The organism is Acinetobacter sp. Gutcm_16 (assembly GCF_028649355.1).
Lineage (GTDB): Bacteria > Pseudomonadota > Gammaproteobacteria > Pseudomonadales > Moraxellaceae > Acinetobacter > Acinetobacter johnsonii.
On sequence record NZ_JAQSUV010000030.1, the window covers coordinates 44,424 to 59,293 of the forward strand.

At 41.9% G+C, this 14,870-nt stretch carries 12 protein-coding genes; 6 read left to right on the forward strand and 6 right to left on the reverse strand.

Features of this window, described 5'->3' with window-relative positions:
- The first annotated feature begins 116 nt into the window (after positions 1-116).
- Complete coding sequence (locus PTT44_RS08060) at positions 117-2,177, forward strand: TonB-dependent receptor domain-containing protein (protein WP_168158334.1); 2,061 nt, start codon at positions 117-119, stop codon at positions 2,175-2,177.
- A gap of 49 nt (positions 2,178-2,226) precedes the next feature.
- Here the strand turns inward: PTT44_RS08060 and PTT44_RS08065 are convergent, their stop codons facing one another.
- Together PTT44_RS08065 and PTT44_RS08070 are read right to left on the reverse strand one after the other, a co-directional pair.
- Positions 2,227-3,228 (reverse strand): hypothetical protein, encoded by a 1,002-nt coding sequence (locus tag PTT44_RS08065; RefSeq protein ID WP_168158333.1) that lies wholly within the window; start codon positions 3,226-3,228, stop codon positions 2,227-2,229.
- A 15-nt stretch (positions 3,229-3,243) separates the two neighbouring features.
- Complete coding sequence (locus PTT44_RS08070) at positions 3,244-4,275, reverse strand: alpha/beta fold hydrolase (protein ID WP_148826457.1); 1,032 nt, start codon at positions 4,273-4,275, stop codon at positions 3,244-3,246.
- A 310-nt stretch (positions 4,276-4,585) separates the two neighbouring features.
- Here PTT44_RS08070 and PTT44_RS08075 point away from each other — a divergent pair, with 310 nt between their 5' ends.
- Positions 4,586-5,200, forward strand: a complete 615-nt coding sequence (locus tag PTT44_RS08075) for a carbonic anhydrase (protein ID WP_004694391.1) — start codon at positions 4,586-4,588, stop codon at positions 5,198-5,200.
- Positions 5,201-5,230: 30 nt separating this feature from the next.
- On the opposite strand, the gene PTT44_RS08080 is transcribed toward PTT44_RS08075, so the two are convergent.
- On the reverse strand, positions 5,231-5,872 hold the full coding sequence (locus PTT44_RS08080) for an arylesterase (RefSeq protein ID WP_168158332.1): 642 nt from the start codon (positions 5,870-5,872) through the stop codon (positions 5,231-5,233).
- 11 nt (positions 5,873-5,883) lie between these two features.
- Between PTT44_RS08080 and PTT44_RS08085 the strand changes: the two genes are divergently transcribed.
- Both PTT44_RS08085 and PTT44_RS08090 read left to right on the forward strand, forming a co-directional pair.
- Positions 5,884-6,612 carry an ABC transporter ATP-binding protein gene (locus PTT44_RS08085; RefSeq protein WP_168158331.1) on the forward strand — a complete coding sequence of 243 codons (729 nt, stop codon included), beginning with the start codon at positions 5,884-5,886 and terminating at the stop codon, positions 6,610-6,612.
- 1 nt (position 6,613) lies between these two features.
- Positions 6,614-9,103, forward strand: a complete 2,490-nt coding sequence (locus tag PTT44_RS08090) for an ABC transporter permease (RefSeq protein WP_168158330.1) — start codon at positions 6,614-6,616, stop codon at positions 9,101-9,103.
- Positions 9,104-9,133: 30 nt separating this feature from the next.
- Here the strand turns inward: PTT44_RS08090 and PTT44_RS08095 are convergent, their stop codons facing one another.
- Positions 9,134-9,949: a rhomboid family intramembrane serine protease gene (locus PTT44_RS08095; protein ID WP_168158329.1), complete on the reverse strand. Its 816-nt coding sequence runs from the start codon at positions 9,947-9,949 to the stop codon at positions 9,134-9,136.
- A 77-nt stretch (positions 9,950-10,026) separates the two neighbouring features.
- On the opposite strand from PTT44_RS08095, the gene mtgA reads away from it, so the two are divergent.
- Together mtgA and ppk1 are read left to right on the forward strand one after the other, a co-directional pair.
- Positions 10,027-10,701 (forward strand): monofunctional biosynthetic peptidoglycan transglycosylase, encoded by a 675-nt coding sequence (gene mtgA / locus PTT44_RS08100; protein WP_168158328.1) that lies wholly within the window; start codon positions 10,027-10,029, stop codon positions 10,699-10,701.
- A gap of 110 nt (positions 10,702-10,811) precedes the next feature.
- Positions 10,812-12,896, forward strand: coding sequence for a polyphosphate kinase 1 (gene ppk1, locus PTT44_RS08105; protein ID WP_125274041.1), 2,085 nt, complete (start codon positions 10,812-10,814; stop codon positions 12,894-12,896).
- Positions 12,897-12,982: 86 nt separating this feature from the next.
- Here the strand turns inward: ppk1 and oxyR are convergent, their stop codons facing one another.
- Both oxyR and PTT44_RS08115 read right to left on the reverse strand, forming a co-directional pair.
- Positions 12,983-13,885, reverse strand: a complete 903-nt coding sequence (oxyR, locus tag PTT44_RS08110) for a LysR family transcriptional regulator OxyR (protein ID WP_004981021.1) — start codon at positions 13,883-13,885, stop codon at positions 12,983-12,985.
- A gap of 13 nt (positions 13,886-13,898) precedes the next feature.
- Entirely contained in the window at positions 13,899-14,837 is a 939-nt protein-coding gene (locus tag PTT44_RS08115; RefSeq protein WP_087527199.1) for an alpha/beta fold hydrolase, read from the reverse strand.
- Between the last annotated feature and the right edge of the window lie 33 nt (positions 14,838-14,870).

Here is a 14,870-nt window from a genome sequence, read left to right on the forward strand (position 1 = left end):
CTAAAATGTAATTGAGAATAATTATCAATATTTATTGCAATATGTTTATCGTTTGTTAAAATGCCCTACGAAATTTACACAATCTCTCCTTCTTTTGTATTTTGGGTGTATGCGTTATGGGTAAAAATCTGACGAGATCAACTTTAGCTTTGGCTGTTGTAGGGGCAATGAGTTCATTTGCGATGGCAAATGACGTTGTGGAAACTACAAAAGAGAAAGAAGCAACACAATTACAGACGATTGTTGTATCGGCAACGGGTTATGAGCAGGATGTTTCAAAAGCACCAGCATCAATTACTGTGATTAGCCGTGAAGAATTAGATAAGCGTGAATATAACGATATTACAGATGTTTTGAGAAGTGTTCCGGGTGTTGTCATTACGGGTGAAAATGCAAGTCAAACAGTTAGTATTCGAGGAATGTCTTCGAATTACACCTTGTTCTTAGTCGATGGAAAGCGTCAATATTCTAAAGACGTTAACCCAAATGGCGATGACTACGGTATGGAGAAAAATATTCTTCCTCCAGTTGCATCCATTGAGCGAATTGAAATTATCCGTGGTCCAGCATCTACATTGTATGGTTCTGATGCAATGGGTGGCGTGATTAATATTATTACTAAAAAGGTGACGGATGTTTGGACTGGGAATGTTGAGTTAGGCACAACTATTCAGGATAAAAATAATTCTGGAGACATTCGTAATGGTTCTGTTTATTTAGCAGGGCCGATTATTCAAGATAAAGTTGGCTTGCAGTTAGGTCTAAATCGTTTAGAGAGAAAAGAAGACTCTTATTTAGGTGGTTTTACAGGCCATACAACGGAAAGTTTAAATTCACGTTTAACTTATGTGCTTAATGATCAACACGACTTAGCTGTAGAGGCAAATTTCTTCACACAAGAGTCTGAGGCTACGGCAGGTAAAACGGTTGCGGCAACAGGTACTGACTCTGCAAGTCGAAATATACGTAGTGTTTATGCCTTAACGCATAATGGTCGATATACCGATAATTTGGATAGTAAATCTTATATTCAATATGAAAATTCTAAAAACCCAGATCGTGAAAATACAGTCGTGGGAACGAAGGGAATTGATTTAGAAACATGGACTGCAAATACACAGTGGAATTGGTTGTTAGGTAATCATACACTGGCTTTTGGTGGGTATTATAAAGATGAAAGTTTGTTAGATCGAGCAACAAACCGAAATCCGTTGGTTCCAGAGTTTGATGAATTGACACGTTGGTCAGCTGCTGCATTCTTAGAAGACACATGGAGTTTAACCGATCGTTTTAATTTAACGCTTGGGGCCCGTTATGACCATGATGAACTATATCAAGGTAATATTTCTCCGCGAATTTATGGTGTTTATAACTTTACTGACCAATTTACCGTGAAGGGTGGGGTTTCTACAGGATATAAACAACCAGATATTCGTTCTGTGACTGACGGCTTCTATAGTGTGACAGGAGGAAGTGGTTCTCCAACAACAACGGGTCGAGGAATTATTAAAGCAAATCCAGACCTAGAACCAGAATCAACTGTTACTTCAGAATTAGGTTTTTACTGGAACAATGACTACGTTAATACCTCTATTACAGGTTATGTAACTCAATTTAAAGATCGAATTGAAGAAATTCGTGAATGTGATTCAACGGGTAATGCTGACTACAACCGTAATGATGTTTCAACGTGGAAATGTTCTGAAAGCGGTATTCCATTTGCATTTATCAGCACACGTGAAAACATTGGTAAAGCTGAGTTACGTGGTGTAGAGGTGACATTTGATGCCAAATTAGCTGAATATACAACCTTAACTGCAAATTATACGTTCACAGATACAGAAATTAAATCAGGTCAATTTAAAGGGCAGCCTTTAAATGGCATGCCTGAACATGTATTTAATGTAACAGTAGATCATGACTTAACCGATGCTTTGAATATTTGGAGCCGATTACATGTGCGCGGAGAAACTACACCGTATTTAGGTCGCTCAAGTATGTCTGACCCAATTCCTGGATATAACTTCCTGGATGTTGGTTTCAACTATAAATTTGCACCAAACTTGAAAGGTAAATTTGGTGTCTATAATGTGTTAGATGAAACTGCACAGAATGCTGATGGTGAGCAAACTTTAGATGGTCGTCGCTATGGTGTAAGTTTTGTTGCTAATTTCTAATTCATAGAAATAAGAATTAAAGACCCGTTTACTCAACGGGTCTTTTTATTTAGGGGATTAAAATACTCTGTGCTTGGTCAGAATAATAAAACTGTTCTAAATAATAGCGCGCTCGATCACGTAAGTAATCAGAACGAATGAGTTCTTGAATAATAGGGTTAAACAAATCTTGAAGTTGATTTTGGACTAAGGCTTCGTCGATATTTAAGTCGCGTAGTAGTAAATCAAAAGGCTGTTCTTGGTTGCGAATGTACCAAGCGTAAACACCATCATGCACCTGTTGCTGCAGATAGTCTGTTTGACGCATATGCTCCCAAATTTCGTGCCCCATAGCGACAGTTTGAGGCAAGTCCTGCACTTCAATATAATTTTTCAAAACTGATAAAGGCATATCTTTGATTTTGTGCCAGAGGTTGGCTTGAAAGTGATATAGCTTTTCATCATTAAAGTTTTGATTTAACACTTGTTCGCTCATTTGACTGAGTTTTAAGATGTTCTTTTGCAAATAATGCCCAATAGTGTCATTTAGGTTTGAGTCTGTGACGGTTTCCAGTACGGACTTGCCCATTTTCATAAAACTAGAAACACCCGGCACACGTTTAGTCATCACAGAGTTGTTCAAATAGTCTTGAATCGAGTGTTGAATCAGCTGGGTAATCATGGCTGAAAAAGCTGGGTTATTTACCACAGTTTTAATTAGACGCTGACGATGCCCACTTTTACTCGCGACATACTGCGCAATTTTATCGATGGTGAGTACAGGAATCACATCGGCAATTTTTGTTGTTTCATTGATGGGGTGAATCAAAGCAAACTTAATGTGCTCAGCAATTTGTGAAATCAGATGATCGGTTGCAGGTGTGGCTAAGATTTGTTTTTGCAACAGCGCATTGATGTCTTCAAAGCTCCACAGTTGCTGCAAAGTTTGTTTTCTAAACCAGTGATAAAAGAGGGTGGATTCATTTTGTACGGTACTTGCTTGCGAAAACTCATGATCTAAAAAATTAAGATGAGCTTCAATGAGCTGCTCAATCATCGGGTGTTTCTGCATACGTACTCAACAAAATTAATTTAGTGGAATCAGTTTATCAGCCAATGGATTTTTTAACTTTTGTGTTTTTGCAAGAAAAGGCAGGTAGTGCTGTGCAACAGCTTGTTCTGCCTCCAAAAGTGGCATATGACCAACATTGTTAAGGATGACAGGAGCTTCAGCACGTTTCAATAAAGATTTGAGCTCATTCGCCACTTCGACATTGATAATTTTGTCCTGCTTACCCCATAAAATGAGGGTGGGTGCTTCAATGTTACGGGTCACTCGGGCAAAGGAGTCAGTGGTATAAATTCGGTTCAAGGTCACCAATTGATCAATCACTTTACTGTTTTTTTCAGCCTGAGTAATTAACTGTTTTTCTTGGGCGCGTTTTAAATAATAAGGCATTTTGATTGGGGTTTGCATGACACGTTGCATTACATCATCTAAATCGCCCGGCTTGCTCACAATCAAGTGCTTTAAATATTGCGGGTCTTTGGCATAGTTGGTGTTGGCGTTCTTATAAATCCCAGCACTGTTTAATAAAAACAAACTTTGCGTGTCAAAAGGATATTGCGCGGCATATAGGGTTGCAATAGAACCACCGATGGAATGTCCAGCAACATTCAGCTTATCTTGTATATGAATGGCTTCAACAAAACGTCGGAGTCGCTCTGTGACATTTGGCATAGAGAGATCAAAATCATCAGGGACTTTGGTGTCGCCATTGGTCGGAAGGTCAGGGATGACCACGTGGTAATACGGCGTTAGAAACTGTGCCACACGGTTCCAATTGTCCCGATTTCCAGCAAAACCATGAATCAACAAAATAGTCGGTTTATCAACTGCACCACCTTCGTTATAGCTCCAAACGATATCATCCACTTTAAGTGTTTTAGTTTTTAAGCCGGCGGTGACGCGTTCTTGTAGAAGGTAGCTTTGTAAACTGAGTTTGTCTTTGATGATGGTATTTTCGACCGCATGGCTGGCGAAAGAAAATGACAAAGCTAAGGCGAATAGACCGGCCTTTAGACTTTGTTTCAAGACGGATTTTGAGCGCATCATCATGGTTCATCCTTAAACGGAGATGAATGAAAAAACTGACCGAATAAGATAAAAATGCTCTGATTTTGAATAGTTTTTATGTTTATTTACAGGTCTGTTTGATTTTAATCGCTTTCATGCAAATGTCATTAATTATTTATTTGAAAGGATATACTGCATTTGGATAAAGTGTGAACTGTGTAATGGTTTTATTGATATAAAATGCAACTTTAAAATTAAGCAAAAAAATAAGACGCTATGTTTTTTGCAAGTGACAATCAATTTCGCTGGGATTAAACTAGTCCAACTTAATAACAATCGGGTGGGAAAGGGAATGCTAACAGCTCAAGAAGCTTTAAGCCGTCTAAAACAAGGTAACCAACGTTTTGTAGCGGGTGAGACAACCCACCATAAGCAATTGTCTCACCAAGAACGAGCAGAGATGGCGGAAGACCAAAACCCATTTGCGATTGTACTCGGATGTTCTGATTCCCGTGTACCTGCAGAAATGGTCTTTGACCAAGGCTTGGGTGATCTGTTTGTCATTCGTGTTGCAGGAAATGTGGTTGCACCTTCGCAAGTTGGCAGTGTTGAATTTGCGGCTGAGCGTTATGACTGCGCGGTAGTTGTGGTACTTGGCCATAGTCACTGTGGTGCGATTCAAGCCACCATTGACACCTTGATGAACCCAGATAGTCCACCGTCTGCAAACTTGATGTCGATTGTAAACCGTGTCCGTCCTTCAGTTGAAACCTTGATGCAAACCGAACTGAAACATGACTTATGCAAACTGTCTAAACACGCGGTGCGTTCAAATGTATTTGCCTCTGTAAATCAGTTACGTCATGGCTCAGCTGTGCTTGAAAGTTTAATTGCCAAAGGCAAGTTACAAGTGGTTGGTGCTGAGTACTCACTTGAAAGTGGTGAAGTGGTTTTTTTTGACTTCTGATCAGCGGATATGATCAGCATAAAAGGCGCTTTATAAAGCGCCTTTTATATAGGGATAAGCTAAATTTAATAAAATAGGCTGTGCCTTGCCATTTGGATGAACCAAATCTTTTTGCATCAAGCTGTTATTTCCCGCTATACCTTCTAAAAAGAAGGGCAGTAATTTCACTTTGAACTGTTGACTGACCACTTTGTAATTATTTTCAAATGCCTTGCTATAGGCTGTGCCATAGTTTGGTGGCATTTTCATTCCCAAGACAACCACGGTGGCATTGGCTTTTTGACTCTGTTGAATCAGTTGCGCTAAATTTTTTTGAATCATCTGAGGGGGTTGACCACGCAGCCCATCATTCCCGCCAAGCTCAATCACCACCACATTTGGCTTATGCGTTTGCAATAGTTTGGGTAAACGAGCCAAAGCGCCACTGGTGGTTTCACCACTCACACTGGCATTGACCACTTTGTGTTGTTTCGGATACTGTTGGTCTAACCGTTTTTGCAGTAAATTTACCCATGCTTGCTGTGGTTCTATGCCATAACCTGCACTAATGCTATCTCCTAAAACCATCACGGTTTTTGCAAAAACCCAAGTGGGGCTTAGGCACAGTGCAAGCAAAACCAAGTATGAACTGATACGTTTTTTAAATTTGCGATTTTGCACGAATATTTGCATATAGGGATGTTATGACCCAAGTTCATAGTGATGTAGGCATCATGCCACAAGTGATTATTTCTGCCCAGCAACTGACACAAAAGATTAAACTTCCGCAAAAAGAACTGACTATTTTCTCAGATTTGAGTCTGAGCATATTAGCAGGTGAGCAAGTCGCAATTACAGGACGTTCAGGTTCAGGAAAGTCTACCTTACTAGGTATTTTGGCGACTTTAGATCAGGCTAGCGGTGGTGAGCTAATCGTTTGTGGTGAAAGTATTTCCAAGCTCAATGAAGAACAGCGTGCACAGGTGCGTTTAAAGCATATTGGCTTTGTGTTTCAGTCCTTTCAACTGCTGCCACACCTGACTGCGGTTGAAAATGTGATGCTGCCGTTACGCCTTCATGCATCATTTAACTTTGTAGAAGCTGAACGTCGTGCTTTGAGTTTATTGCAAAAAGTTGGATTAGAGCGACAGGCCACCCAAACACCGAAGGTACTTTCGGGTGGGGAGCAGCAGCGCGTTGCAATTGCCCGTGCGCTGATTGCTGAGCCAAAAATTATCTTTGCCGATGAACCGACAGGAAACTTAGACAGTCAAACTGCGCGAGAAATTGAGCAACTATTGTTTCAGTTGAACCGTGAGTTGGGTACGACCCTCATTTTAGTGACGCATGACCATACGCTTGCAGAACAGTGCCAGCGCCATTTTGAATTACTCGATGGTCAGTTGATCGAACATCCTCGAACAGGAGGATGAAATGAATTCTCTATTTCAGCCCTTACTGAAGCAAAGTTTTAAAAGTAGTGGTGTGTATTTATTGATTATTGCGTTGATTCTCGCGATCAGTGCAACGACCGCGCTGAAGTTTAGTAATGAACAAATTCAAAATGCCGTAGCGCTGCAAGCCGCCGAGATGCTAGCAGGGGATTTGGTTTTAACGGACAGCCAAAAACTCGACCCGAAATGGAAAGCGCAAGCGACAGCTCTTGATTTAAAACAATCCGAAGTCACTGTCTTTAGTTCAATGGCATATACCAATGATCAGTTTGTTATGGTCAATGTGAAAGCCATCGACCAAGCTTTTCCTCTGCGCGGAGAGTTACGCATTCAGCCTGCGGCGAAGCATATTGCTTCGGGTGAAGTGTGGTTGAGTCAACGTGCTATGGATTTGCTACAGGTTAAACTGGGCGATCAACTGAATATTGCAGATGGTACTTTCAAGGTGACAGGCTTGATTGAGCATGACTCCAATCAAGAGTTAGGCTTTTCTGGGTTCTCACCGACGGTGATTATTTCAGAAGCGGATATTGCCAAGACTAATGCCATACAAGTCGGTAGTCGTATTGACTATCGTCTACTGATGGCAGGTACAGCAAAAAATACTCAGCAGTTTGAAGCAAATTTTAAAAAGCAAAATGTATCGTCTGAAGATACTAGTACGGCCGCTCAAAGTCCTAATGCGGAAGAAACACAAAACAGCTTACGCTTACGCAATGCCAGTGAGGGTAATACCCGTTTAATGAAGCCAATTGCAAATTTGGACACTTTTTTGCAGTTGGCGAATATCTTAACGATTTTGCTGTGTGGAATTGCGATTGCTTTGACCAGTCAGCGCTTTGTACAACAAAATCAAGATCACATTGCGCTATTGCGTTGTATGGGGGCGGCGAAGTCACAAATTCTCTGGGCTTATCTCAGCTTGTTGGGTGTGGTGTTCTTGCTTGCGATGCTGGTCGGGAGTGTCGTGGGGGTAGGGCTGGGTTATGGCCTGTTACAGTTGATGTTACAACTGATTCCACACTTAAGTATTGCGTTTTCAGCTTGGGATATGCTGCTCGGGCCGATTCCGATTGCCATGTTGACCAGTGCCGTAGTGCTTCTGGGTTTTGTCTTACCGAGTTTTTGGGAGCTTTTGAATACTCCTCCGATCCGTGTCATTCGCAGCCAAGAAAAATCGGTTTCGTCGATGTTTTGGATGTTGCTCGCAGGAACGGCTAGTCTGGTGCTGTTTAGTATCGTTCTGACTGAAAACATGGTACTGACAGCCATGGTGATTGGTGCAATTATCCTTCTATGTGGAGTGTTATACAGTGTAGTTTGGCTGAGTTTGAAGTTTATCCGTGGCTTAAAAAATGCGGTTTCTGCTTATGTCCGCACGCCTTATCAAACTGCATTTCAGGTTACCGCTTTGGCTTTGGGGCTTAGTTTAATTACGGTCTTAGCCGTGTTACGAACCGATTTGTTAGAGCGTTGGCAGCAGCAAATCCCTGCGGGAACGCCCAATCAGTTTGTATATGGTTTACCGCCTTTTGACATGCCTGAGTTAAAAGCACAAATTGAGCAGAACCACTGGAACAGTACGCCGCTCTATCCGAATATTCGAGGTAGACTGATTGCCAAAAATGGACAGCCTTTTGCTGCGGATTTGGTGAAGCAAAATAATTCCTTGCGCCGCGAATTAAATTTGACTCAAGCAGACAGTTATCCTAAAGACAATATGATTGTCTCTGGCGCATCAAAACTCACAGCAAAAGGACAAGTTTCGGTAGAAGCCAATACCGCAACAGAGCTTGGGATAAAAGTGGGGGATCAACTGACCTTTAGCTTACCAGAGGGTGTCATTCACGCCAAAGTGGCAAACTTACGAACTGTAGAATGGGAAAGTTTTAGCCCAAACTTCTTCTTTATTTTTGCGCCACAGACCATGGATGAAAATGCGGGCAGTTATTTGGGCAGTTTCTATGTACCAGAGTCTGACAAAGCGAAATTGGTCAGCATTATTCAGCAATTTTCCAACACCGTCTTTATTGATGTCAGTTTAATTTTAGACGAAATTAAGCGCATTGTTACGGTGTTGGTGCAGATTGTCACGATCCTTGCAGTTTTAGTGAGTATTTCAGGTATTCTGGTTTTAATTGCGTGCCTGAACTTACTTATGGATGAGCGTAAACGAGAAGTGGCGCTATTACGTTCATTTGGTGGTTCCAAGCAAAAACTCAGAAGCATGCTCAGTCTAGAAATTGGCTTTATTGGTTTTATGGCGGGTGTGGTTTCTTGTTTATTTGCTGAAGCGATAAGTGCGGTCGCATGTTATCGCATGGGCTTAGCCATTCAGCCACACTGGGAAATCTGGCTCATTTTACCACTGTTCATGACCTTACTCTGCGCGCTGATTGGGCGTTATCGCTTAAGTTATCTCAGTGATATTCCACCTTTACAAAGTTTGAGAGAGATCAATCAATCGTGATTGATCTCTTAATACGTTAAGTGTTGAATCTTAGAAATTGAGCTGTTGACGCATCATCATTAACACTTCTGACCATAAGGGTTGAATATAGACCACAAGGTTTTGGCAGTGTAAGTAAAACCAATACGAACCGCAGGCTGCCAAAACAAGGCTCAGCGGCATAATCCAACGCTGCTGCGTCTTTTGGGAGAGATACCAAAGTGCCGCCAAAACAGCACCCATCAACATGCCGCCAATATGTGCGGCATTGTTAATCCCTGAAATCATAAAGCCCATGGCTAAGTTGATTCCCATCACGATGAGCAAAGTCTTTTTATCTAAAATAAAACGTTGCTGTGGGAGCATTGGCAGTAGCGATAGAACCGTCAGTGCTGCACCCAGTCCCATGACGGCACCTGAAGCCCCTGCACCGACACGCGGCAAGAGTTCAGGGTTTGCTAAACCCACACGAATTAGTTCATAACTGTCTTGAATGGCAATATAACCACTGAGCAAGCTACCCATGAGACCAGCAAGAACATATAGTGCAACAAAATAGACACGTCCAAACATTTGCTCCAACACGCTGCCAAAAATATACAACGCCCACATGTTCAACATGAGGTGAACCAAGCCAAAATGAAAGAACATACTGCTCAATAAACGCATCGGTTCAGCCAAGAAGGTGAGCGGTGCATAGTCTGCTCCCCAGCGTATGGCATCCGCCGTACTTGGATTGCTGACATCCATGCCATGCAGGACTTGCCAAAAAAACAACCCAACATTCACGGCAATAATGACGGCGGTAATCCACCATAAATGTACGTCAAATTTTGTTTTGATTTGCGGAGGTGTAAGCTCGGTCATGCTATTCTTGCTAAAATTTTGCTATATTTGCCCAAGCTTAGCATGAATAAAAATGATTTTTGGAGTAAGCCACTGGCATGAAAGCTTTTATTGTTCGTAGTTTGTTAGTCGTTGTCAGCTTCGTGCTTTTGGTACAGTTGTGGATTTTTGCAAGCCTAGTGTGGTGGCGTTACAAGCCAGTGGAAACCACCATGTTTATGCGGATTGATTATTGGTCTGAGCCATCTAAACCCATTCAACATGAATGGCGTGATTATGACGAAATCAGTGAGTACATGAAAAAAGCCATTGTTGCTGCTGAAGATGGCAAATTTATGCAACATCATGGTTTTGACTGGGATGGGATTCAAGCGGCGCTTGAGCGTAATAATGACACGGGCAAAGTGGTTGCCGGCGGTTCAACAATTTCTCAGCAATTGGCCAAAAACTTATTTTTATATAACAAGCGGTCATTCATTCGTAAAGGTCAAGAAGCTGTTGCAACTTGGATGATGGAACGGATGTGGAGCAAAGAACGCATCTTAGAGGTATATCTGAACTCGGTGGAGTTTGGCGATAATATCTATGGCGTCGAAGCTGCAACCCAACACTACTTTGGTAAAAGTTCACGTAGCTTAAGCCGTGAGCAGGCAGTCTTTTTAGCGGCCATTTTACCCAATCCGAAATACTATCAAGACCATCAAAATGACCGTAAGTTGCAAAACCGTGAGCGCATGATTCGAAAGTATATGCGCTATAGCGATATCCCTTAATTTGATTGATCTGAAAAAGCCCAAATTTATGGGCTTTTTTTTATGAAATTGTCACAAAATTGAAGCATACTTATCATGATAAAACGCATTCAAATAATCAAAGGTTAGCTATGAATACGGCAGCAAGCACATCTCCGATACTACAACCTGAATACGCGTATAACGATCGCTATATTAACCGTGAGTTATCGATATTAGATTTCCATTTACGTGTATTGGAACAAGCCGTAGATCCTTTACATCCGCTGTTAGAACGGATGAATTTCTTACTGATTTTTTCACGTAACTTAGATGAGTTCTTTGAAATTCGTGTTGCGGGCGTCATGGAACAGTTGGATCTGGGCAATGAAAGCCGTAGCCCCGATGGCTTAACTCCACGCCAAGTACTCGATCAAATTTCGCAAACTGCACATGCTGCAATTGAACGTCAGTATCGTATTCTCAATGATGAAATTCTACCGAAATTGCGTGAGGAAGACATTTGCTTCTTACGCCGTGGGGAACTGACGCCTGCACAGTCTTCATGGGTGAAGAAATATTTCCAAGAACAGGTTGCACCTGTCTTAACACCGATTAGCCTTGACCCTGCGCATCCATTTCCGCGTTTAGTGAATAAAAGTCTCAACTTTATCGTGACTTTGGAAGGGAAAGACGCATTTGGTCGTCAGATTGATTTGGCTGTTGTGCCTGCACCACGTTCATTGCCACGTGTGGTTCGTCTACCGGATGAACTCACAGGTGGAAAAGAGCATCATGTGATGCTTTCAGCTATCATCCATGAGCATGTTTCTGACTTGTTCCCAGGGATGACAGCAACAGGCTGTTATCAGTTCCGTGTCACACGGAATGCTGATTTGGCGCTCAACGAAGATGTTGAAGACTTAGCCAAAGCACTGAAAGGTGAGTTAAGTTCACGTCGTTTTGGACGAGCAGTACGTTTGGAAGTTACACAAAACTGTCCAGAACATATTTATAACTACTTGCTAGATGAATTTGATCTGCATCAGGAGCAGTTGTATAAAGTCGAAGGACCTGTGAACTTGGCGCGTTTATTGTCCAATTTTAAACGTCCACATCTACGTTATGACGCACATATTCCTGTTATTCCTAAAGTGTTGAAAAAGTCGGAAAGCATGTTCTCTGCAATGCAGAAACAGGATATTTTACTACATCATCCGTTTGAGTCTTTCGCACCTGTGATTAACTTATTGCGTGAAGCTGCACGTGACCCACAAGTGTTGGCGATTAAGCAAACCCTATACCGCAGTGGTGCAGACTCTGAAATTGTACAAGTCCTAGCCGAAGCGGCGCGTAATGGTAAAGAAGTTACCGCAGTGATTGAGCTGCGTGCGCGTTTTGATGAAGAGTCAAATATCGAAGTGGCAAATGTGCTACAAGAAGCAGGCGCAGTGGTTGTTTACGGCATTGTGGGCTATAAAACTCATGCCAAAATGATTCTTGTAGTACGCCGTGAAAATAATAAACTCGTTCGTTATGTGCACTTGGGAACGGGTAACTACCATGCGGGTAATGCACGTATTTATACCGACTATGGTTTGCTCACGACCGATAAAGAGTTGTGTGAAGATGTACACCGTATTTTCCAAGAATTGACAGGTATGGGGAAAATGGCGAAGCTGAAAAAGCTACTTCATGCGCCGTTTACGCTCCATGCACAACTGATCAACTTTATTGATGATGAAATTGCCAATGCGAAAGCGGGTAAGAAAGCGCAGATTATTGTGAAAGTGAATGCACTAACTGAAGTGCAACTGATCAACAAGCTGTATGAGGCATCGCAGGCGGGTGTACAAATTGATCTCATTATTCGTTCAATTTGTTGTCTACGCCCAGGCTTGCCAGGGCTTTCGGAAAACATTCGTGTACGTTCGATCGTGGGGCGTTTCTTAGAACATACGCGTGTTTTCTATTTTAGTAATAATGGCGATGCGCGTATTTATGGTTCGAGTGCCGATTGGATGGATCGGAATCTATTTAATCGTGTTGAGGCTTGTTTCCCAATTGAAGATCCAGCTTTGAAAAAACGTATTTATCAGCAAGGTTTGTTGACTTATTTGCAGGATAATCAACAAGCTTGGTTACTACAGGGTGATGGAACTTGGCTTCGTGCGACGCCAGCTGAAGGCGAAACCGAGCATAATGCGCAGCGTTATTTGCTAGATGTGATTAAATAATTTTAGGGGGAGGCTTGGGTCTAAAAAAGATTCAGGCACAAAAAAAGGAGTCATGTTTGACTCCTTTTTTATGCACTAAAATAAGCTTAGTGTAGATCTTGAGTAATTTTTTGCAGGATTTGTAATAGCACATCAAATTCGCTTTGTAGCGGAGTGCTTTTACGTGTCACCAAAGCCAAGATACGACTTGGAGCAGCTTCAATTTGTTTGACCATTAAATCTGGATTCGCTTTAATCATATTGGTATGAATTGCGATTTCAGGTAATAAAGTAAAACCAAGATCAGCCGATACCATTTCCACAAGGGTTGGTAAAGAGCTCGCTTTTAAACGATGATCGTTTTTACGCTCACCAATAGGGCAGGCACTTAAAGTGTGGTCACGTAAGCAGTGGCCTTCTTCAAGCAACATTAAACGCGAAAGGTCTAAGTCATCCAGCGATTTGGCTTGGCTTGCGATATCTGATTTATTGCAGACCAAAAACAAACTTTCTTTTGCGACTTCAGCAACTTTTAAGCCACGTGTATCAAAAGGTAGAGCCAAAACGACCATGTCTAAATTGCCATGTTCGAGTTTTTCTACAATTTTCTCACTTTGCGCTTCGTGTAAATGTAGTTGAATTTTAGGGAGTTGCTTATGCACTTCATCTAACAATTGTGCCAGAATAAATGGCGCAATGGTTGGAATAACACCTAGATGTAAATCACCAGTTAAAGGCTCGCTCATTTCTCGGCTTAAACGCATCAGGTCTTGAGCATCTGCCAGTAGAACACGAGCACGAGCAACGACTTGCTCGCCTAGAGGAGTTAAGCGCACATTTTGGCGATCACGCTCTACAAGTACGCCACCGAGTAGGCGTTCAAGCTCCATAATCCCGCCCGACAAAGTCGATTGGGTTACAAATGAACGGCGTGCAGCTTCAGTAAAATGCAGCGTTTCTGACAGTGTAACGAGATATGACAGCTGTCTTAAGGATGGTAATGCAGCCATAGTGTCCTAATGATTATGATTTAAAGTGTTGTGCAAATAATTCGCTAAGATTTGGAATGAAGTGCGGTGGGATATCATGCCCCATTCCATCAATTAATTCAAATTTAGCACCCATAATTGCCTTCGCAACGGCCTTTCCGTGACTAGGCGGGAGTAAACGGTCTCGCGAACCGTGCACCACAAGGGTCGGTTGTTGAATCTGTTTGTCCAGTTGCAATAAAGAACCTGTACATAATATTGCTAAAAACTGTTGAAGTACACCCGCAGGGTAATAACTTCGGCGATATAATTTGCGAGAAGTCTGAATTGACTCGATTGGATTGTGATAATCAGGTGAGCCAATAAGCTTAAACACTTTCAAAGAGTGGCTTACAATTCCTTCTTCATCGGTCGATTCAGGTCGACCAATTAGACTAAAGAGTTGCTTTGGAAAAGGGGGAGGTAGTAAAGGTTGGTTGTTACTGGTGAACATTAAGCCGAGCTTTTTGACTTTTTGTGGATGACGCGCTGCTAGAATTTGCCCAATCATACCGCCCATGGATGCGCCAATCACATAGCTTTCATCTAAACCTAAACGGTCTAAGAGTAGTGCCACATCGTCAGCCATGTCGTATAAGTCATAAGGTGCACCACGGTTATCTAAACCTAAAGCAAAACGCCCCATTAGTTTGAGGGTATTTAAGCGTGGCCCTTGATGTCTAATTTTTGAAGATAAGCCAATATCACGGTTATCAAAGCGAATGATACGAAAACCTTGATCAATCAGAGATTTACAGAAGAAATCAGGCCAAAATAAGAGCTGTGCTCCTAAGCCCATGATCAAAACAATGGTCGGATGATGGTCTTCGCCACCGATTTCGACATGGAGTTCAATACCATTGCCTAAGTCGACTTTGGTTTCGCGCATGAAAGAGGTATAGGGTGAAAGATTATATTGGAGTGCGCTATTCATTATTGTAATCCTCACATAAAGGACATCTATTGT